The following is a 21,561-nucleotide window of genomic DNA, read 5'->3' as shown; positions in this document are numbered from 1 at the left end:
AAAGAATGCGGCTCGGATGCCATCATCTATGAAAACAATGTAGCTCATATCGTCCAGGAACTGTGCAAGGGCTGCGGTCGCTGCATCGGTGCCTGTGCCTTTGACGCCATCCAGACTGTCGAATGGGACGCCAATGAAAAACTCGACCGCAAAATGGCCGAATATGCTCAGGCTGTCTGTCAGGACCGTCCGTGCTTCCATATCAACATGGTCATGGACATTTCTCCGAACTGCGACTGTCATGCTGAAAACGACGCCCCCATTCTGCCGAACATCGGCATGTTTGCGTCCTTTGACCCGGTAGCCATCGACCAGGCCTGTGTCGATGCCTGTCAGAAGGCGACGCCCATGGCCAACAGCCAGCTGTCCGATCATTTAGCTCAGCCCGATTGGCATCACCACCACGATCATTTCCTCGACAGCAATCCCAACGTCGACTGGAAGACGACCTTGGAACATGCGGAAAAAATCGGTTTGGGTACGCGGGAATACGAATTAGTTACCGTTCATTAAGCACACATAACCTGTCTCCCCAGGTACTTTGCCCCTATAAGTCACGCCGGCTTATAGGGGCTTTTTCGGCCCACGGGACCGCTTTATGACGCGGGGCAAAAGGCACATCTGGTAGGAAAGGAGGCCCTTCCTTTTTTCTTGCCACAGGATACTGATATATGCTATCATGTAATGTAAACCTAAATTACGATTTTATAAAAATGGAGAGACATACATGGATTTTCAGCGCAATCAATTTTATCATATTATATCCTACGGCTGTCAGGCCAATGTGTCGGACAGTGAGCACTACGCAGGCCAGTTGGAAGCCTTAGGCTACCATCACACGGAAGACCTCGACATGGCCGACGTCATCTTGGTCAACACCTGCTGCGTCCGGGAAACGGCGGAAGATAAGACCTTGGGGAAAATCGGGGAATTCAAGCATTTGAAGGCCAAGAATCCCGATCTCATCATCGCCATCACCGGCTGCATGGCTCAGGAATGGCAGGATAAGCTCTTTAAAAGGGCACCCCATATCGATTTGGTTATTGGGACCCACAACATTCACAAGCTCATCGAACTCATTGAAAAGCGGAACAGCAAAAAGGCTCACTACATGGAAGCCGATATGAGTCTGCCGGCCTTTCACGACATGCCGGTCAAGCGCTTTCAGAATTTCTTTGCCTGGATTCCCATTATGAACGGCTGCAATAAGTTCTGTACCTACTGCATCGTTCCTTACGTCCGGGGCCGTGAAGTGAGCCGTCCCATTGATGCCATCGTCGAAGAAATCAAGAAAGTTGCTGCCGAAGGCTATAAGGAAATCACCCTTCTCGGCCAGAATGTCAATTCCTACGGTCTCGATTTAAAGGACGGCACGGACTTTTCCAAACTCGTGAAGGCTGTCGACGCCATTGACGGCATCGAGCGGGTCCGCTACATGACAAGTCACCCGAAGGACATGACCTTTGCCATGATCGACGCCATTGCCGAAAGCCAAAAAATCGTCAATCACATGCATCTGCCCATTCAGTGCGGGTCCGATGAACTCTTAAAGAAGATGAACCGCGGCTATACGACGGAACATTATTTAGAACTCGTCGACTACGCCAGAAAGCGCATGCCCGATTTGGTCCTGACGACGGATATCATCGTCGGCTTCCCGGGAGAAACGGAAGCCATGTTCCAGGATACGCTGGACCTTTTAAAACGCGTCCAGTATGATATGGCCTATACCTTCATCTATTCGCCGCGGACGGGAACGCCGGCAGCGACGATGGAAGGCCAAATCCCGCAGGACGAAAAGAGCCGCCGCCTGCAGCGTCTGATGGATGTCCAAAACGTATACAGCTTGCAGAAAAATAAAGAAATGGAGAATCAGGTCTACGACGTCATCGTCGAAGGTCCGACGAAGAACGATGCCGATCATTGGTTTGGCCGGACGACGGGCAATAAGATGATCATCTGGGAAAATGACGGGTCCGTTGCCATCGGCGATACCGTCCCCGTGGCTGTCGATAAAGGTCAGACATGGGTTCTCAAAGGCCACTTAGTACACTAAGGAAGGTGAGACTTTGGTAGGAAAAAAATTAACGCCCATGATGGAGCAGTACATGGAAGTCAAAGAGCAGTGCCAGGATAAGATCCTCTTTTTCCGCCTCGGCGACTTCTATGAGATGTTTTTTGACGATGCCTTGACGGTGTCGCGCGAACTCGATTTGACATTGACCGGCCGGGCCGGCGGCAATAAGGAAAAAGTCCCTATGTGCGGCGTCCCCTTTCATTCGGCCGATACCTATATCGAGCGCTTGGTCCATAAAGGGTATAAGGTTGCGATTTGTGAACAAATTGAAGATCCCAAATTGGCCAAGGGCCTCGTCAAGCGGAAAATCATCAAGGTCATCACGCCGGGGACGATTACCCTGGAAAATGCCGTAGCTTCAAAACAGAATAACTATATCGGCTGCCTCACGGCAAGTGACGGCATCATTTCCATGGCCCTAACGGACGTTACGACCGGTGAGTGCCTATGGGCCGACTGCGCTGCGTCCGAGATGGGCGACGTTTTATTTGACATCCTTGCCGTCTACGAGCCGAGTGAACTGATTTACGCCAATATGGGCGAGTATATGAAAACGGTACAGCACTACCTGAAGGGGCACCTGAGTCAGTGCACGGTGACGGCCTTTGCCGTCGATGACAGCGTCGATTATAAGGAACAAGCCAAGTCGTATTTTGAGGCCGAAGCCTTTGCCGCCGCATCGCGGGCCGGAACCTGCATCGGCATCCTCCTGAACTATGTCAGGGATGTCATGCAGTCCGATATTTCGCATATCAATTCGCTGGAACATATCGATAATGAACGGCGCCTGGTCATCGACGCTGCCAGCCTGCGCCATTTGGAAGTTACCCAGAACGTCCGCGACGGCGGTCGCCGGGGCACCCTCCTCGACGTCCTCGACAAGACCAATACGGCTATGGGCGGAAGGCTTCTTCGCAAGTGGCTTGAAGCGCCGCTCATCCGCATCGCTGACATTACGCGTCGCCAAGATGCCGTAGAAGACTTGGTCCTCCATGAAATCATGCGCCAGGATCTCTCTGACGTACTCGATCGGATTTACGATTTCGAACGCATTTTGACGCGCATCGAAACGGGGACGGCGACGCCGAAGGACATGGTTGCCCTGCGCGAATCCTTGGCTGTTATTCCTCAGCTGAAAGACGTCCTGAAAGGGGCTGAAGCCGACTTGCTGCACAGCCTGAATGATCGCCTTAAGACCCATGATGACGTCTACGACCTCTTATGCCGGGGCATTAAGGATGAACCGGGCTTGGTCATCCGCAACGGCGGCGTCATCCGCGACGGCTTTTCGCCGGATCTCGACGAAATCCGCTCCATTGCCGCTAACAGCCATGCCTTTTTGCAGCAGCTCGAAGAAGAAGAAAAAGAAAAGACCGGCATCAAGCTGAAAATCGGCTATACGAAGGTCTTTGGCTATTATTTTGAAATCTCTCATTCCAATACCAAACCGATTCCCGATTACTATGTGCGCAAGCAGACCTTGGTCAACGCCGAACGCTATATTACGCCGGAGCTGAAGGAATTTGAAATAAAGGCTCTGACCAGTCAGGAACGGATGCTGGAATTAGAATATAAATTGTTCGGTGACATTCGCCGCCAAATCCAGGCCCATATCCCGGCCATGCAGGAAACGGCCCGAGCCATTGCCCGCGTCGACTGCCTGTACAGTTTGGCGGCGACCGCCTACGATAACCGCTACGTCCGGCCATCCCTCAATACGAAATCCGCCATTCGCATCAAAGACGGCCGCCATCCCATTGTCGAGCGGTATTTGAAAGATGAATTGTTCGTCCCTAACGACGTCAACTTAAATCATGACGACCATGAAATTCTGGTCATAACCGGACCCAACATGGCCGGGAAATCGACGTATATGCGCCAGGTAGCCGTACTGGTCCTCATGGCTCAGGCCGGGTCCTTCATTCCGGCCAAAGAAGCCTCTATCTGCCCGGTAGACCGCATCTTTACCCGTATCGGCGCCAGCGACGACATCTTGACCGGCCAGAGTACCTTCATGGTGGAAATGAAGGAAGTCTCTTATATCTTAAAACATGCCACCTCCCGAAGCCTGCTCATCCTCGATGAAATCGGCAGGGGAACGAGTACCTTCGACGGCATGTCCATCGCCCGGGCTGTCATCGAATACTGCCTGAAAAACGTCCACGGCCTGACCTTGTTTGCTACGCATTATCACGAGCTCATCGCCATGGCCGACGACTCGCCGAAGATTAAAAACTATACCGTCGCCGTTAAGGAACGGGGCAAGCACATCAAGTTCCTGCGGCGCATCGTTCCCGGCGGGGCCGACCGCAGTTACGGCCTTCACGTCGCTCGTTTGGCAGGGCTGCCGGAAAGCCTTTTAAAACGAGCTGACGTCATTCTTGAAGAGTTGGAAAAAGAAGGGGGCGGAACGATGCCGGCTCAAAGGCCGGTCGTTCAAGAGCCCTCCCCCATGGGAGACAGCCTCTTTTCCAGCCCGGTCATCGACAAGCTCCTCGGTGTCGATGTGAGCAGCATGACGCCTATTGAAGCGATTTCTTTCTTATATAGTCTGCAAAAAGATGCTAAAGAAGGAAGTGGGATCCATTGAGTTCAATCATTCATGTCTTAGATGAAGCAACACGCAATAAAATCGCTGCCGGTGAAGTCGTCGAACGGCCGGCGTCGTGCATCAAAGAGCTCGTCGAAAATGCCATTGATGCCGGAGCCTCTTCCGTTGAGGTAGAAATTGCCGACGGCGGCCAGTCTTATATGCGGGTCACTGACGACGGCTGCGGCATGAGTGCCGAAGATGCTAAAAAATGTATCATCCGCCACGGGACGAGTAAAATCAGTTCCGTCGAAGATATCTTTGCCATTACGTCCTTAGGCTTTCGCGGCGAAGCCGTACCCAGCATCGCTGCCGTGTCGCACATGCAGATCACGACCCGTCAGGAAGGGGATGACTTTGCAACGCACCTCCTACTCGACGGCGGCGTCATTACGTCGGAAGACCAAGCCGGAGCTCCGGTGGGGACGACGATGGAGGTAAGCGACCTCTTTTATAATACGCCGGCCCGACGGAAGTTCTTAAAGAGTGAACGGACGGAAAGCTCCAAGATTTCGGAAATGGTCACCAAACTGGCCTTAGCCAATCCGTCTATTGCCTTTACCTTTACCAATAACGGCCGAACGACGATGAAGACCGGCGGTACCGGTGACTTGCGAGAAACGATTGCCAATATCTACGGTGCTCAAGTGGCTCGAGAAGTCTTTGCCATTAAGGGCGAGCAGGACGGCATTACCCTCGAAGGCTATGTGGGAAAGCCGTCGGTCTTAAAGAGCAACCGCGGCTGGCAGACGTGCATCGTCAATCAGCGAATCGTCCATAACCCCTTGATGTTCAAGGCCATTGACAACGCCTATCACGCCATGCTGCCAAAATCGGGCTATCCCTTTGCCATGCTCCATCTTCGCGTCGACCCGGCGGCCATTGACGTCAACGTTCATCCGGCTAAGACGGAAATCAAGTTTTCCGATGAACAGGCCGTTTACCGGGCCATCTACCGCAGCATTGTAACGGCTCTGGTTGAGCAGGAAAAGCCGGAAGACATGGCCAAGACGATTGAACCGCCGTCAGAAGAAAAGACAATGGGACTTCCGGCCGTCGAAGAGATACGCATTGCGCCGTCTAATCCGGCATCGACTGAAAAGTCCTCTTCTCCCGTGTCGGCAGTTCCTCAGCCTGCGGCACTGTTTACCGTCGACAAAGCGATTGCTTCGGAAAAAACGGATTCCCTGCGGGAAGAACCGAGCCCGGCCCGCTCCTTTACCGGCCGCCCTGCTTCTTCGATTCCCCGTCAGGAGCGGACTTATGAACCGCCGACTCGAACCGGTGACAGCAGTCGCCTCTTTTCAGAGGCCCTGGCTCAGCACGGACAAGGTGGCAGTGCGATGGAAGCCGCTGCATCAGATGCAGGGGAAGATGCGCCGAAAATCGTCTTTGAAGGCGATGACGACGTCTTTATCCCCCTCGGCGTCGTAGCTGACTGCTTCATCGTCGCCAAGAAAGGGCAGGATCTGTACATCGTCGATCAGCATGCAGCCCACGAACGGATTCGTTACGACACCTTCTGCCGCCGCGTCGAACGGATGCCGAGTCAACAGCTGCTGACGCCGGAATTCATTGAAGTCGACGGCGACGATATGACCCTCCTCTTGGAGCGGCAGAACATCTTTTCCGACTTGGGATATGCCTACTCTGAAGCCGGGCCGTCGACACTTCGTATAGAAGAAGTTCCCTGCGATCTGCAGAGCAGCGACATTGCAGATTCATTGAAGGATATCTGCCAACTCCTCCACGACCAGAAAGAGCCCGATAAGGCCATGGTCCGCCATCGCTCCCTGGCGTATCTCTCGTGTCACGGTGCTGTAAAGGCCGGCGACCAACTTAATATCCGCCAGATGAAGCAGCTCTTGGACGATCTCTTCCACACGGAAAAACCTTACGTCTGCCCTCACGGCCGACCGATTATCATCCGCTTTACGCCGAAAGAATTGGCCCATCTCTTTAAACGGACATGAGGACGAATATCTACGTCGTGCCTTCCTTAAAGGCCAAAGAAAAATTGCAGGATGAGGGAAGGGCCTGGGCTGAAGAAATGGGCTTTTCCTTTGTGCCTCGGCGCAAGCGGACCATCTCCGATTTGATGAAGGACTATGGAGCAAATTTCCTCGTCTACTCGTCTCGGGGACCTCAAATCGATCGCCCCGAAGGCAGCCATTTTTTCAGCCTCAATATGGCTGAACTGCGGATTCAGCACCTTCGCAAGGGGCAGCCGGATCATTTGCTGACGGCCCTTCAGGGAGGGACTCCGGGGGATGTGCCCTTGTCGGTCCTGGACTGCACCTGCGGCTTTGGCGCCGATGCCATGGTTGCTTCCTTCGGCCTGCCCGAAGGCTCTGCAGTAGATGCTTTAGAAGTGTCGCCTCTCCTGGCGGCCGTAACGTCCTGGGGGTTTTCCCGCTTCGTCCACGATAAGGATGACGTCACGGCGGCCTTGCGCCGCATTTCGCTGCATTGCGGCGATTATCGTCACTATCTCGAAGCAGACGGCGGGCCTTTTTATGACGTCCTCTACTTCGACCCCATGTTCCGGCGCCCCGTCGAAGGGAGCTGCCAGTTCCAGCCCGTGCGGGCCATCATGGATCACGGCAGTCTCACGTCGGACCTCATTGAGCGGGCCCTTCAGAAGGCACGGCGCCGGGTCGTCATTAAAGAACGGGACTTTCGTCAATTGTGTCGGGATTTCCCGACGGCGACATTGTATGGCGGCAAATACAGTCACATTGGCTATGCCGTATTGGAGTGTGAATCATGGAAAAAGTAATTGCCATCATCGGCCCGACGGCGGTGGGAAAGACAGCCCTCAGCTTTTCCCTGGCCGATCACTACGGGACCGACCTCATTTCCGGCGATGCCTATCAAATTTATCGCCACATGGATATCGGTACGGCCAAGCCAACGGCCGATGAACTGACCCGGTACCGCCATTATTTAATCGATATCGCCGACCCTGATGAGCCGTATTCGGCTGCTAAATTCTGCTGCATGGCAGGTGAGGCTATTACCAAAATCAATGGGGAGGAGAAGATTCCCATCCTCGTCGGCGGCACGGGCCTTTACGTCCAGTCCCTCCTCGAAGGCTACGACTTTCAGGCCTCGCGGATGACGGAAGCCGATAAACGGCGAGCTCAGGCCAAGTTAGAAGGGCTCGATGAGGAAACCCTCAAAGACTATATCCGAAAAGAAACGGATTGGGAGCCGCCGGACTGGCACGAACTCTTGTCCAACACCCACCGCTTGACGCGGCTGGTCAGCGCTGTCGAACAGGGCGAGGGAAAATCCTTCGTCCGCCAGGGCAAGGCCCGTGATCTCGTCTATGACGCCTATGTCATCGGTCTTCGCCTGCCTCGGGAAGTTTTGTACGCCCGTATCGAAGAACGAGTCGACATCATGATAGAAGGCGGTTGGATTGACGAAGTCCGCCATCTCCTGAATCTTGGTTTTTCCCTTGACTCTCAGGCCATGAAGGCTATCGGCTATCAGGAATTGGGCCGATACGTACAAGGTGCGATGCCTCTTGACGAGGCCGTCCGTCAAATCAAGGCAAGGACGAGGCATTTTGCCAAGCGCCAGCTGACTTGGTTTAAGCGGATGCCTTATATTCACTGGTATGATAAGGATCACTATGATAACGAACAAGGATTGATAGCCGCTGTTTTGGAGGATATCGATTTTTAGCTTATAGATAGAAAGGAATCAACTACATTGTCTCTGGATTTAGAAGTATTACGAAAAGAAGCACTGGCACTCTGTGCCCCTCAGTTTGAACGCATTGATACCATTTGTCTGAAAAACACGGAAAAAGTATTGAAAGCCTATAAGGATGCGCAAATTTCTTCCTACCAGTTTGCCGGCACATCGGGTTACGGCTACAGCGACATGGGCCGTGAAAAACTCGATGAAGTCTTTGCCCGGGTCTTCAAGGCGGAAAAAGCCTTGGTCCGTCCTCACTTCGTGTCGGGAACCCACGCCTTGGCGACGGTCTTACTGTCTCTCCTTCATACGGGAGACCTCATGATGAGCCTCATCGGCGCTCCTTACGACACGATGCAGGGCGTCATCGGCTATGCCCGCCATACGCCTCATTCCTTGAAAGAAATCGGCGTTCTCTATGAAGAGGTACCTTTAAAGGACAATTCTTACGACCTTTCCGGCATTGAAAAACAGGTTGGCGAAAAGCAGCCGAAACTGGTCCTCATCCAGCGTTCTCGCGGCTACAGTAGGCGGGCGTCGCTCACCATTGAAGACATTGAAAAGATCATCGCCGTCGTCCGCAAGGTCAGTCCGAAGACCATCTGCTTCGTCGATAACTGCTATGGTGAATTTGCGGCCGAACGAGAACCTATCGAAGCCGGTGCCGATATCATCGCCGGTTCACTCATCAAGAATCCCGGCGGCGGCATTGCTCCGACGGGAGGTTATATTGCCGGCAAGGCGGAACTCGTCGAAGCTGCAGCCGACTACCTGACGGCACCGGGACTCGGTGACGAACTCGGTTCTTATGCTGCCGGCTACCGCCTCTTCTTCCAGGGATTTTTTATGGCCCCTCACGTTACGGCTCAGGCCATTAAAGGGGCTGTCTTTGCAGCCGCTGTCTTTGAAAAAATGGGCTTTCACGTATCGCCGGCCGTTACGACGCCGCGCGTCGATTTGATTCAGACTATCTATTTAGAAAATGAGCAGAATATGTGCCTCTTTTGCCAGGGAATTCAAGGCTTTTCGCCTGTCGATGCCCATGTCACGCCCATTCCTGATGATATGCCGGGCTATGCCGACAAAATCATCATGGCAGCCGGCGACTTCGTCCAGGGCTCGTCCATTGAGCTCTCGGCCGACGGCCCGATTCGCGATCCCTACATGATCTACCTCCAAGGGGGCATCGTCTTTGAACACAACGTATTGGCTATCTTAAGCGCGGCTCAGTACATCGCCGAACATCGGGAAGGAGCGGCTCATGATTAAGGAAGTCCTGGTCGTCGAAGGAAGGTCTGACGTCGCCCGCATTCGGGCCAGCCACATCGACGTCGATATGATCACGACCGATGGGTTCAACTTAAAACCCCATACGCTGGACCAGATTCGCTGTGCTTATGAAAAGCGAGGCATTATTATCCTGACCGACCCCGACCGGGCGGGGGAACAGATCCGAAAGTTCCTGACCGATCGTTTCCCCAATGCCAAGCACGCCTTTATTCCCCGGAAAGATGCTATTGCCAACGATGACCTCGGTGTCGAACAGGCATCACCTGAAGCCATCCGCCTGGCCTTGTCCAAGGTTCGCTGTGCCGCCTATGAACCGCAGGATACCTTTTCCATGAGCGACCTTAACGGGGCCGGATTGAACGGCAGTCCTGACGCATCGGACCGCCGGGCGCAAGTCGGGGCCATACTCGGCATCGGCTACGGCAATGCCAAACAGTTTTTAAAACGATTAAATCATTACGGTGTTACCCGCCAGGAGTGGGACCAGGCTATCCGCCAGATTGATGAGGTGAAATAATGAAAGAAGTCGACTTATCTAATCCCGACGTCGTCCGCTACGTCGTCAACCGCTTTGGCCTGCGCATGAATAAGAAGCTGGGGCAGAACTTCCTCATTCGTCACAGTGTCGTCGATGACATCGCCGATGCGGCGGATCTCAGTGAGGGCGATCCGGTCCTTGAAATCGGGCCGGGCATCGGGACCCTGACCCAGGCACTTGCCGAAACAGGGGCAGCCGTAACCGCTGTCGAATTGGATGATCATCTGCTGCCTGTCCTCGATAAAACCTTGGAACATTACGACAACGTTCGTGTCGTCCACGGCGATATCATGCGTACGGACATTGAAACCCTCATGAATCACAAGCCTTTCAAGGTCTGTGCCAACCTGCCGTACTACATCACGACGCCGATCATCATGAAGCTCTTGGAACAGAAACTGCCAATTGAACGGATTGTCGTCATGGTTCAAAAAGAAGTGGCTGAACGAATGGTAGCCGTACCGGGCCATAAGATCTACGGGGCTCTCTCGGTGTCGGTTCAGTATTATACGGAACCGAAGATGCTCTTTGAAATCTCGCCGAAGTGCTTCATGCCGGCGCCGGAAGTCACGTCGGCTGTCGTTGCCATGGATGTCCGTAGGGAACCTCCTGTCGATTTGATGGATGAAAAACGCTTCTTTAGTGTCGTCAAAGCGGCCTTTCAGCAGCGGCGGAAAACCTTGTCCAATGCCTTGAAGAATACGGGGATGACCAAGGAACAGATTGCCAATGTCTTGGAAGCGGCCTCCATCGACGGAAAGCGTCGTGGGGAAACCTTGTCGCTCCAAGAATTTGCCGACATTGCCAACTACTGGGTCAAAACGACGAAGGGTGAGACCTTGTAAGCGAAGGAGCGCCAGGACCGATCGCCGTGCCTTGCGTTTGTGAGAGGACTCCCTATGAATGGAGTATAGCGAAACCTCCTTCATAGGGAGCAGGCCTCTTCCACCCCAAGGAAGCGTGCTGGCAAAGATGTTTTAAAAGAGCGGTTTTTCTGTCGACGATGAGGAACTTACCTGGAAATTACTTGACGAATAGTATGTACCGTGATATACTAATTAAGTCTTTTGTGGAGCGGTATCGAAGTGGTCATAACGGGGCTGACTCGAAATCAGTTAGGCCGAAAGGTCTCGTGGGTTCGAATCCCACCCGCTCCGCCACAATGAAAAGCCGCACTGTTAAGCCTTTTATAGGTTTGCCAGTGCGGCTTTCTTTTTTTGTCATGAAATAAATGATTGTCTTATCGTTGGATGTTTGTCGAGAGAGAGACCGATGGTATTGTAATCGCCTTCACATAATTTTACGAAGAGCAAGAAACAGCCGTGAGTTTTAAGACTCACGGTTGTTTCGATTAATCTGACTGTCGCCCTCGTCATCATCCGGCATCGATGGAGTCTCCTGGCGATACCATGTGGGTGTGTTTTACGCGCCAATTCGTCATTTTATTGTAAAGCCAGAGACCATAGATACCTACCGTAATCAAGGTGAAGAACCACCATTTTATGTAATTGCCGAAGAGCTGTGTCCCCGTCCCGTCGAAATAGAGTCGATGGCCGTCAATGACCGTATTGCGGCAGAGCCAGCGCTGGAACATGACGTAGCCCCAGGGATAGGCAATGCCTAAGGTGAAAATGGTCAGGAGGGTCATGATCAGATAGTAGCCGATAAAACCAAGTACCGAGCCTTCGAATTGAGATTCTTTTAAATAATTCATACATAACACCTGCTTTCTTTTTATGTGCCCTTATAGGGCCTGAGGCCGGCGGGGGAGGAATCTCCATGTCCCGAACCGAGTACCTTCATGCTTCCTATTATACCAAATTTTTGACTTTATTATACCATTTATGCAAAATATTAGAGTGTAGTCAAGGCATCAGCCATTTCGCATCAGCCCTGTACCATAAGCGAATCACAGCGATTTGGAAAACAATAAATAATAGGTCTTATTTGTGTCATATCTACGTAAAAACCTCATGAAAGCCTTCATTGCAGCGACAATTTTGGCTGGACTGACTATATTTTTTATGCTATAATAACAAAAAGTAATTTTAGTTATCATTTGAAAACTGGAAATGGAGGATGTTACTATGCAGAAAAAAAGTATTTTAATTGCAATGTTTTGGGTTTTAGCCGCAGTATTACTTCCTGTGTCGTCGACTTCTTTTGCAGCTACGATTGTTCCCGCTGGTCAATCGTCTTATTCCGCCGATGCTTTATATGGAACCTATCCGTTCGTCGGCTCTGATGAAGACAGTAACTACTATCTGGATCCTTCCAGCACCTATTTTTCCAATCGTGAAAGCAGCGTTCCTGCTTTAGGCGGATTGGTTTATAAAGTACAGAAGGGCAGCGGCGATGTTGCTATCAGCCAGCTCGACCCGTACAACGTTACCTTCTCGACCTACACGGGCAACTCCGAACGCTATATCTCCGTCGACCGCGTCATGCATAACGGCGTAAACGTTCGCCAGGAAATGACGGAAAACAATCAGGCTTTCTTTGACAGCTTATTCTGGAAAATCGCTGACATTACGGGCGCAACGGAATACTGGAGAACCCACGTTAATAACTAATCTGTTCTAGCAAGTCTCAAACCCTGCAATGAATTTTGCAGGGTTTTTTGCTGTCTGTGACGAAGTTATTAAGGACGACAGTTTTTGTCTGGGAAGCGGGTGATGGTATGAAGAATAGAACATATTCAGAGGAAGAGTATTTACAGATTGCAGAAATTCAACACTTTGCCTTCTGCCCTCGCCAGTGGGCCTTGGATTATTTGGAGGGACAGTGGCAGGAAAATGTCTTGACCATTGAAGGTCATGCCCTGCACGATAAGGCCCATGACCCTATGAGTCGGGAAAAGCGAAAGGGGAAGATCATCGTACGGGGGATGCGCGTTTTTTCAGCGTCTTTGGGGATTTCCGGCGATTGTGATATCGTGGAATTTCATCAAAAGAAGGATGGTGTCTTTATTCCTTCTTTTGAGGGAACCTACGAGGTGATACCCATTGAATACAAGCGGGGCCGGCCGAAGGAAGGAGAGGAAGATGTCTTTCAATTAGCCTTGCAGGCCCTCTGCTTGGAAGACATGTTTTGTATGACCATTCCCTACGGCTACATCTATTACGGGGAAACGAGGCGGCGGGAAAAGGCAATATTTTCAGAGGAGCAGCGGGAAAGAATCATGAAGCTCTTGGGACAGATGCGCCAATATATCCAAAGGGGATATACGCCGAAAGTACGGCGCCGCAAGGGATGCCGGAAGTGTTCCTTAGCTGATGTTTGCCTGCCGAAATTAAAGCAAGATACTTCGGTTCAAGATTATTTAGAAAAGAAGTTGATCGAATGAAGCCTTTATTGAATACCTTATTTGTAACGACGGACGGGGTCTACCTGTCTTTAGATGGAGAAAATATCGTCGTCTTAAAAGATCAGGCCGCACTGGCTCGATTTCCTCTCCATAATTTTGAGCAAATTACGACCTTCAGCTATTTGGGAGCCAGCCCGGCTCTGATGAAAAAATGCGCCGATATGAATATTGCCCTGAATTTTATGTCGCCTCAGGGGCGGTTTCAGGCACGGGTCATCGGAAGGAGCAACGGCAATGTCTTACTTCGAAAAGAACAGTATCGCCGGTCAGACAGCGAAGAAATGTGTTTGCCATTAGCACGGGCCTTTATTTTAGGAAAGCTTTATAACGGCCGATGGGTATTGGAACGGATGATGCGCGATCATGAGATGCGACTGCCCATGGAGGCGTTCCAAAAAACGTCAATCCTTATGAAAGAGGCTTGTCAGTCCCTGATGTCGGCTGCCGACTTAGGCGAAATACGGGGGATTGAAGGGCAGGCCGGAGCGGCTTACTTTTCCGTTTTCGATGCGATGATACTGAACCAGAAAGACGACTTTTTCTTTACGGAGCGAAATAGAAGGCCGCCTCTCGACCGAATGAACTGCTTACTGTCCTTTCTATATGCCATGCTGGCCAATGATGCCGGAGCAGCCTTAGAAGGCGTCGGCCTTGATTCTTACGTGGGATTCTTGCATCGTGACCGGCCGGGACGCCAGTCCCTGGCCTTGGATTTGATGGAAGAGCTTCGACCGGTCATGGTCGACCGCACGGCTCTGTCCATGGTCAATACCAAGAAAATCAAGGGCAGTGACTTTTATGAGGAAGAAGGGGGTGCCGTCTTGTTGACTGACGAAGGACGCCGAAAAGTCTTGTCGTACTGGCACGATCACAAAGAAGCGACGATTCAGCATCCCTTCTTACAGGAAAAGATGAAGTGGGGCCTCGTTCCTCATGCTCAGGCCTTGTTGTTGGCACGGTATCTGCGCGGTGATTTAGACGGATACCCGCCGTTTATGTGGAAGTAGGGATGATCATGTATGTCTTAATCACTTACGATATCAGTACCGTTGACAGTGCCGGGAAAAGCCGCTTGAGAAAGGTAGCCAAGGTCTGTCAGAATTACGGACAGCGCGTCCAAAACTCCGTCTTTGAATGCAAAGTCGATCCGGCCCAGTGTAAAACCTTAGAACTGAAGTTGGAGAACATCATTGACGAAGCTACAGACAGCCTGAGGTTTTATTACTTAGGCAAGACGAAAGAACTGAAAGTCAAACACGTCGGGGCAAAGCCGGCTTACGATATCGAGAGCACCCTCATCATATGAAGTGCGCAAGGGAAGTTCCCTTATTTTTCTCCTGTTTGTGGTTTTTAGCAACGGTGAAAAGATAAATGGGGAATCATTGTCGTGTGATTTAGCCTGATTGTGGAGATGTGATCCTATTTTTACGGCTGTTTATTGGGGAAAACAGCTTTGCTGCCGCCCCTCCTCATGGGCGGGATAGACGCCGGCTGTATTAATCGGAAGAGAGTTACCGATTGGCGGTGATTCCGTAATGAGTTTTTTTTAGTTAACGGCCTATGGCGATTGAAAGGGCGGGGGTGTGAATGGTATAATAGGTGTGTAAGTGTCACACACTTTTGATTTGTATCGATTAAAAGTGTGTGTGGATTGAAAGATATATGTTGTGGTTAGCTTACCACAAACGATATCGCACCCTTTTTGGGTGCGCGGATTAAAAGTGTGATGCGGCAAGTGGTTCTTTGAAACTGCTTGCCGCATCTTTTATGCAGACACATTTCGGAAATTACGGCAGCAAGATGAGAAAGCTCGCAGCTGTTTGATCTTTTCTGTTATATATCGAAATCCTGAGTGGGTACATATTGGGCAAAGGCCTTGAAAATATGGTATACTTAATGAGCATAAGTGAGGAGTGATCTTTTGAAAGGTATTGTATTGGCTGGCGGAAGCGGAACTCGCCTGTATCCGCTGACGACAGTGACATCGAAGCAGTTATTGCCGGTCTACGACAAGCCCATGATTTATTATCCCTTGTCGACCTTGATGCTGGCTGGAATTCGGGATATTTTGATTATTTCTACGCCGACGGATTTGCCGAACTTTGAGCGCCTCCTCGGCGACGGCTCTCATTACGGGATCCATTTGAGCTATAAGGTTCAGCCTTCGCCTGACGGCTTGGCTCAGGCCTTTATCCTCGGGGAAGAATTTATCGATGGGGAACCGTGTGCCATGATTCTCGGCGACAATATTTTCTACGGTGCCGGCCTGACCCGTCATCTGCAGCAAGCCGCTAAGATGCAGGAAGGGGCCACCGTTTTTGGTTACTACGTTGACGATCCGGAACGCTTTGGCGTCATTGAATTCGATGGTGAGGGAAAGGCTATTTCTATCGAAGAAAAGCCGCAGCAGCCGAAGTCGAACTACGCCGTAACGGGCCTTTATTTCTACGACCGCCACGTCTGCGAATATGCTAAGCAAGTGAAGCCCTCAGCTCGCGGCGAACTGGAAATTACCGACTTGAATAAAATCTATTTGGAAAAAGGAAAACTCGATGTCGTAACCCTCGGACGTGGCTACGCCTGGCTCGATACGGGAACCGTCGACAGCCTGAGTGAAGCCTCTTCTTTCGTAAAGGCCGTGGAAAACCGAGCGGGGATCCAAATCGCTGCCTTGGAAGACATTGCTTACGGTCACGGATGGATCACCAAGGAAGTTCTCGAAGAGAGCGCTGAAAAATACGGCAAGAGCCCTTATGGACAGTATTTGAAGAAAGTCGCTGAAGGACGGTTCCTGCGGGACGAATAATACACTACAGGAAGGCCTTATCGGAAGGTTACATCGAGAAATGGGAGGAAATTTTTCATGAATATCATCGTCACCGGCGGTGCTGGATTTATTGGCTCTAATTTTGTCTTTTATATGTTAAAAACACATCCTGAAGATCGGATTATTTGCTTGGATAAATTGACCTATGCCGGCAACTTGTCGACGCTGCAGCCGGTCATGGATCAGCCGAATTTTCGCTTCGTAAAAGCCGATATTTGTGACCGAAAAGCTGTTTATCAGCTCTTTGAAGAAGAAAACCCGGACATGGTCGTCAACTTTGCGGCAGAATCCCATGTCGATCGCTCTATTGAAAATCCTTCGATTTTCTTAGAAACGAATATCATGGGGACGGCGGTTCTCATGGACGCTTGCCGTAAGTACGGCATCGAACGCTATCACCAGGTATCGACGGACGAAGTCTACGGTGATTTGCCCTTAGATCGTCCGGACCTGTTCTTTACGGAAACGACACCTATTCACACGTCGAGTCCGTACAGCTCGTCGAAGGCTTCGGCCGATTTGTTGGTTCTGGCTTATCATCGGACGTATGGACTTCCGGTGACGGTGAGCCGCTGCTCCAATAACTACGGCCCCTATCATTTTCCGGAAAAATTGATTCCCCTTATGATTATCAACGCTTTGAACGACAAAGCTCTTCCTGTCTACGGCGACGGCCTCAACGTCCGCGATTGGCTCTACGTTGAAGATCACTGCCGGGCTATCGATCTCATCCTTCGCAAGGGTCGTGTCGGCGAAGTCTATAACGTCGGCGGCCACAATGAAATGAAGAACATCGACATCGTTACCTTGATCTGCCGGGAACTGGGGAAGGACGAAAGTCTGATTCAGCATGTGACCGACCGCAAGGGTCACGACCGCCGCTACGCCATCGACCCGACAAAGATTCACGAGGAACTGGGCTGGCTGCCGGAAACGAAGTTTGCCGACGGCATCAAAAAGACCATCGCCTGGTACCTGGAAAACAAAGATTGGTGGCAGCCTATCGTCTCCGGTGAATATCAGACCTATTATCAAGAGATGTACGGCCATCGCGGTTAAACCCGATGAAGGGAAAGAGGGACATACTATGAAAATTTTCGTGACCGGTGTCAATGGACAACTGGGACATGACGTAATGAATGAATTGGCCGATCGCGGTCATATTGGTATCGGCAGCGATTTGGCCCCGACATACAGCGGTATTGCTGATGACTCGGCTGTCACCAAGGCGCCGTACCGACCCTTGGATATTACCGATAAAGAAGCCGTATCACAGGCTCTACGTGAAATCCGGCCTGACGCCGTGATTCACTGCGCCGCTTGGACGGCCGTCGATATGGCTGAAGACGACGGACTCGTCGATAAGGTTCGAGCCGTCAATGCCGGCGGAACTCAGCATATTGCCGATGTCTGCAAAGATTTGGACTGCAAGATGCTCTATCTCAGCACGGACTACGTCTTTAACGGTCAGGGAACGGAGCCGTGGCAGCCGGACTGCCGCGATTATCAGCCTCTCAACGTCTATGGACAGACGAAGCTTGAAGGCGAGCTGGCCGTATCTCAGACCTTGGATAAGTATTTTATCGTTCGCATCGCCTGGGTCTTTGGTAAGAACGGCAAAAATTTTGTTAAGACCATGCTCAGTGTCGGCAAGACCCACGATACGGTCCGTGTCGTCAACGACCAAATCGGGACGCCGACCTATACCTTTGATTTGGCGAGACTCCTCGTCGATATGATTGAAACCGATAAATACGGCTATTACCATGCGACGAATGAGGGGGGCTACATTTCCTGGTACGACTTTACCTGCGAAATCTACCGCCAAGCCGGCTATACGACCAAGGTAATTCCCGTTACGACAGCGGAATACGGCTTATCGAAGGCAAAGCGTCCTTTCAATTCGCGCCTGGACAGACAGAAACTCGTCGAAGCCGGCTTTACGCCCCTTCCCGATTGGAAGGATGCCTTGAAGCGCTATTTACAGTAACGGTCTGACACGGGCCTTACAAGAAGATAAAGGAGATATAAATCAATGGGGCAGATTACAGTAGAAAAGAATGTCGGAAATATCGAAGGCCTCTGCATCATCACACCGGCCGTTCACGGCGATGACCGCGGTTTTTTTATGGAGACCTATAATCAGCGGGATATGGAAGAAGCCGGTTTTCATATTAATTTCGTCCAAGACAATCAGTCTATGTCGACTAAAGGCGTCTTGCGAGGCCTTCACTTTCAAAAACACTTCCCCCAGTGCAAATTAGTTCGCGCCGTTCGGGGCAGCGTCTTTGATGTCGCCGTCGACCTTCGCCGCCAATCACAGACCTATGGAAAGTGGTACGGTGTAGAACTGAGCGCTGAGAATAAGAAGCAGTTCTTGATTCCTGAGGGCTTTGCTCACGGATTTTTGGTCCTCAGTGACGTCGCTGAATTTTGCTATAAAGTCAATGACTTCTGGCATCCCAATGATGAAGGCGGCATGGCTTGGAACGATCCGGAAATCGGCATCCTTTGGCCCGGCCTGAAAGGAAATTATGACGGAAGCTGCCGTGCTGCCGGCTATACCCTGGCCGATGGCACGCCCCTTACGATGAGTGATAAAGACCAGCAATGGTTGGGACTGAAAGATACCTTTTCCTTTTAAGCGAATATAGAGCTCTTTTTTCTTCGAGTGAAGCAGCGAGGTGAAGCCTATGCAGAACATCATCGCCGTCATTTGGGATTTTGATAAGACCCTTATTGACGGGAATATGCAGGATCCGATTTTTGAAGAATACCATATCGATAAGACCGAGTTTTGGAAGGAAGTCAATGACTTGCCCGCTCAGTATGCCAAAGAAGGTATCCGGGTCAATGGCGATACGATTTATTTGAATCAGTTCATTAAGGAGACACGAAAAGGGACTTTTAAGGGACTGAACAATGAAAAACTCCGGGGCTTTGGTCAAAAACAGAAGTATTATCCCGGTGTTCCCGATATTTTCAAGAATCTCAAAGCCGTCGTAGAAAATAATCCTCGCTATCAGGAATACAATATCAAGGTCGAACACTATATCGTCAGCACGGGGATGTTGGCCATTATCAAGGGGTCGGCTGTCATGCCTTACGTCGAAGCCATTTGGGGCTGTGAATTCATTGAGGACGTTGATGAAAATCAACAGAAAATCATCAGTGAAATCGGCTACACCATCGACAACACGACGAAGACGCGTGCTTTGTTCGAAATCAATAAGGGCGTTCCTCAACGGCCCGATATCGATGTCAACGCCAAGATGTCCGACGCCTATCGCCGCGTGGCCTTTCCGAATATGATTTACATTGCCGACGGACCTAGTGATGTGCCGGCCTTTTCGGTCATCAATAAATTCGGCGGGGCAACCTTTGCCATCTATCCTAAGGGAAATGATACGGCCTTCCAACAAGTCAATCAGCTGCGGGAAGATGGTCGTATCGACATGTATGCCGAAGCCGATTACCGCGAAGGAACGACGGCCTATATGTGGTTGACCCATAAGGTCGATGAAATGGCACGGCGCATCTACTTCGCCGAAAAAGAAAGCCTCGAAGGGGCTATCTCGTCGGCGCCGAAACACTTAGTGTAATCAAAATATGACAGCAAAAAGTCCTTCACAGGCAAGGTTTGACACCTTGGCTCCGGAAGGACTTTTTTTGTTCTGGAATGATGCGTTTTATGGAAATTTGACAGTGGCAGACTATTCTCCCAAGGCGTAGAGAATGTCGGCAGCGACGGCATTGAGATTGTATCGGCTGGTATAGCAGACCATCGTGCCTTGAGAAGCGGCTTGCTGGCAGGCTTTGCGGACTAGGGCGTGACCGGTGTGATTGGTGTTGATGATCAGAATGTCGGCGCCCTGTAATTTTTGGCCGTCGAAATTCTTGTTCTCCAAAATCGTCCAGTCGGGAAAGCGAGTCCTGATTTTTTCGTGCCACAAGTCATTGCCGCCGGCGACGCAGACCGTAAAGGTATCGGTCGCTTTTTCAAGGCGTGCCGTGTAGTCGTCGGGAAGGGGAAAGGCGCCTTGCTCTAAATCCTCTTGGGGACAGCGGGCTTCCCATTCTTGGAGGGACTGTTCCAGCGTCTTCACATAGCCGTCATAATTTTCCTGCAACGCTTGAAATGCGGCCTTGGTCTGAGTCAATTCGTCGCGCAGGCTTGTAGCCTCGTCGTCGAAAACGGGCGGGGTATCGTTATAGACGAGGCGAATCAATCCCAGTCCCAAGGCAATCTGTCCGGCCGTATCGAGGACGCCGGCCAGTTTCAAGGCTTCAGCCGTATCCGATGGCGCTGTCGTATCGGTGACGGCAATGCGGCCGCGGACCTTGTGGCCCTTGATGGCCGTGGGCCGAGAAAATTGCTCGATAATTACCGTGGCAATCTTCTTTGTCTCGATATTGTCCGTGCGGTGTAAGGTATATTCAGCCTTGCGCGGCGTGAAACTTTCCTCGGTTAGGTGACATTGACCGGTCATATCTCCCGTCTGATCGGGAAAGGTTACGACCGGATTGGCTTTTAACTTTTTCCATAACCGCGCCGTCGGCACAGGACGGCCGGCAAGACAAATACCCTCGCCGTAAGGCAGGAAACGCTCTTCGCCGCGGCAGGATAGGCCTGAGAATGAATTTGTATAGAGTATCTGCGTGATTTTCATAATGGTAAAGCTCCTCATGATGCTGGAATGTTTCTATTATAAGTCATTCGAGGAGAGAATGTAAGGAGGATCAAGAGAAAGTTCGGAGAGGACAGAGACATTCCTAATAGGGAGTTCTTTAGTACAGCGTGAAAGATGAGGAAAAACTGATTTTTCTTACAGAAAGAAAAATCACGTGTGCTATAATAGTCTTAACAAAGCCCGAGCAGATAAAGACGATGATAAATGCGAAGGGGAAGTGACCATGATAATTCCCCGTGAAAGGAGGGGATAAAATAGAAAAAATGTAAACCTTGTCCCTAATCACTGCCGAATAAGACTCGGTAGTGGGAACTTAGATACATCGATGTAAAAGAAAGAAGCGGAAAAATAAAAATTTCGCTGTCGCACCCAAACGGGTGCGTGGATTGAAACAAGGATATCAGCTCGCTGTATCGCTACTAGGTTCAGTCGCACCCAAACGGGTGCGTGGATTGAAACATCAAAAAAAAGAA

20 protein-coding genes and 1 tRNA gene are annotated in these 21,561 nt (G+C 51.0%); 19 read left to right on the top strand and 2 right to left on the bottom strand.

The features are described from left to right. From TX77_RS07400 to TX77_RS07355, 10 genes are all read left to right on the top strand, one after another. On the top strand, positions 1–513 hold a 513-nt coding region (locus TX77_RS07400), incomplete at its 5' end, for a DUF362 domain-containing protein (protein WP_044504125.1). A gap of 214 nt (positions 514–727) precedes the next feature. Further along, positions 728–2,056 carry a tRNA (N6-isopentenyl adenosine(37)-C2)-methylthiotransferase MiaB gene (gene miaB, locus TX77_RS07395; protein WP_044504124.1) on the top strand — a complete coding sequence of 443 codons (1,329 nt, stop codon included), beginning with the start codon at positions 728–730 and terminating at the stop codon, positions 2,054–2,056. A gap of 37 nt (positions 2,057–2,093) precedes the next feature. After that, positions 2,094–4,667, top strand: coding sequence for a DNA mismatch repair protein MutS (mutS, locus tag TX77_RS07390; RefSeq protein WP_044504863.1), 2,574 nt, complete (start codon positions 2,094–2,096; stop codon positions 4,665–4,667). Continuing rightward, positions 4,664–6,640, top strand: coding sequence for a DNA mismatch repair endonuclease MutL (mutL, locus tag TX77_RS07385; RefSeq protein ID WP_044504123.1), 1,977 nt, complete (start codon positions 4,664–4,666; stop codon positions 6,638–6,640). The genes mutS and mutL overlap by 4 nt, the downstream gene beginning before the upstream one ends. Before the next feature lie 17 nt (positions 6,641–6,657). Next, positions 6,658–7,446 (top strand): class I SAM-dependent methyltransferase, encoded by a 789-nt coding sequence (locus TX77_RS07380; RefSeq protein ID WP_230198080.1) that lies wholly within the window; start codon positions 6,658–6,660, stop codon positions 7,444–7,446. Further along, positions 7,434–8,360, top strand: a complete 927-nt coding sequence (gene miaA, locus TX77_RS07375; RefSeq protein WP_044504122.1) for a tRNA (adenosine(37)-N6)-dimethylallyltransferase MiaA — start codon at positions 7,434–7,436, stop codon at positions 8,358–8,360. Before TX77_RS07380 ends, miaA begins: the two co-directional genes overlap by 13 nt. A 33-nt stretch (positions 8,361–8,393) precedes the next feature. Then, positions 8,394–9,644: a methionine gamma-lyase family protein gene (locus TX77_RS07370; RefSeq protein ID WP_195891182.1), complete on the top strand. Its 1,251-nt coding sequence runs from the start codon at positions 8,394–8,396 to the stop codon at positions 9,642–9,644. Further along, the gene (rnmV, locus tag TX77_RS07365; RefSeq protein ID WP_044504120.1) at positions 9,637–10,182 is read left to right on the top strand and encodes a ribonuclease M5; all 546 of its coding nucleotides are present in this window, start codon (positions 9,637–9,639) and stop codon (positions 10,180–10,182) included. The genes TX77_RS07370 and rnmV overlap by 8 nt, the downstream gene beginning before the upstream one ends. Then, positions 10,182–11,048 (top strand): 16S rRNA (adenine(1518)-N(6)/adenine(1519)-N(6))-dimethyltransferase RsmA, encoded by an 867-nt coding sequence (gene rsmA / locus TX77_RS07360; RefSeq protein ID WP_044504119.1) that lies wholly within the window; start codon positions 10,182–10,184, stop codon positions 11,046–11,048. Before rnmV ends, rsmA begins: the two co-directional genes overlap by 1 nt. 226 nt (positions 11,049–11,274) lie before the next feature. After that, positions 11,275–11,363: transfer RNA gene (locus tag TX77_RS07355), tRNA-Ser, on the top strand. A 215-nt stretch (positions 11,364–11,578) separates the two neighbouring features. On the opposite strand, the gene TX77_RS07350 is transcribed toward TX77_RS07355, so the two are convergent. After that, positions 11,579–11,917, bottom strand: a complete 339-nt coding sequence (locus TX77_RS07350) for a DUF898 family protein (RefSeq protein WP_044504118.1) — start codon at positions 11,915–11,917, stop codon at positions 11,579–11,581. Positions 11,918–12,290: 373 nt separating this feature from the next. On the opposite strand from TX77_RS07350, the gene TX77_RS07345 reads away from it, so the two are divergent. The 9 genes from TX77_RS07345 (at position 12,291) to TX77_RS07305 (ending at position 19,999) form a co-directional block, all read left to right on the top strand. Beyond that, positions 12,291–12,776: a hypothetical protein gene (locus TX77_RS07345; RefSeq protein WP_044504117.1), complete on the top strand. Its 486-nt coding sequence runs from the start codon at positions 12,291–12,293 to the stop codon at positions 12,774–12,776. A gap of 107 nt (positions 12,777–12,883) precedes the next feature. Then, entirely contained in the window at positions 12,884–13,549 is a 666-nt protein-coding gene (cas4, locus tag TX77_RS07340) for a CRISPR-associated protein Cas4 (RefSeq protein ID WP_044504116.1), read from the top strand. Next, a complete protein-coding gene (gene cas1c, locus TX77_RS07335; RefSeq protein WP_044504115.1) occupies positions 13,546–14,577 on the top strand; it encodes a type I-C CRISPR-associated endonuclease Cas1c in 1,032 nt (343 codons plus the stop codon). Before cas4 ends, cas1c begins: the two co-directional genes overlap by 4 nt. A gap of 8 nt (positions 14,578–14,585) precedes the next feature. After that, positions 14,586–14,876: a CRISPR-associated endonuclease Cas2 gene (gene cas2, locus TX77_RS07330; protein ID WP_044504861.1), complete on the top strand. Its 291-nt coding sequence runs from the start codon at positions 14,586–14,588 to the stop codon at positions 14,874–14,876. A 615-nt stretch (positions 14,877–15,491) separates the two neighbouring features. Then, a complete protein-coding gene (rfbA, locus tag TX77_RS07325) occupies positions 15,492–16,376 on the top strand; it encodes a glucose-1-phosphate thymidylyltransferase RfbA (RefSeq protein ID WP_044504114.1) in 885 nt (294 codons plus the stop codon). A 57-nt stretch (positions 16,377–16,433) separates the two neighbouring features. After that, the gene (rfbB, locus tag TX77_RS07320) at positions 16,434–17,456 is read left to right on the top strand and encodes a dTDP-glucose 4,6-dehydratase (RefSeq protein WP_044504113.1); all 1,023 of its coding nucleotides are present in this window, start codon (positions 16,434–16,436) and stop codon (positions 17,454–17,456) included. A gap of 28 nt (positions 17,457–17,484) precedes the next feature. Next, the gene (rfbD, locus tag TX77_RS07315) at positions 17,485–18,387 is read left to right on the top strand and encodes a dTDP-4-dehydrorhamnose reductase (RefSeq protein WP_044504112.1); all 903 of its coding nucleotides are present in this window, start codon (positions 17,485–17,487) and stop codon (positions 18,385–18,387) included. Between the two features lie 45 nt (positions 18,388–18,432). Further along, complete coding sequence (gene rfbC, locus TX77_RS07310; RefSeq protein ID WP_044504111.1) at positions 18,433–19,041, top strand: dTDP-4-dehydrorhamnose 3,5-epimerase; 609 nt, start codon at positions 18,433–18,435, stop codon at positions 19,039–19,041. Positions 19,042–19,090: 49 nt separating this feature from the next. Continuing rightward, a complete protein-coding gene (locus tag TX77_RS07305) occupies positions 19,091–19,999 on the top strand; it encodes an HAD family hydrolase (protein ID WP_044504110.1) in 909 nt (302 codons plus the stop codon). A 111-nt stretch (positions 20,000–20,110) separates the two neighbouring features. Here the strand turns inward: TX77_RS07305 and TX77_RS07300 are convergent, their stop codons facing one another. Then, positions 20,111–21,067 (bottom strand): hypothetical protein, encoded by a 957-nt coding sequence (locus tag TX77_RS07300; protein ID WP_044504109.1) that lies wholly within the window; start codon positions 21,065–21,067, stop codon positions 20,111–20,113. Positions 21,068–21,561: the final 494 nt, after the last annotated feature.

The organism is Megasphaera massiliensis, assembly GCF_000455225.1.
Lineage (GTDB): Bacteria > Bacillota > Negativicutes > Veillonellales > Megasphaeraceae > Megasphaera > Megasphaera massiliensis.
This window is presented reverse-complemented; position numbering and strand designations above follow the sequence as displayed.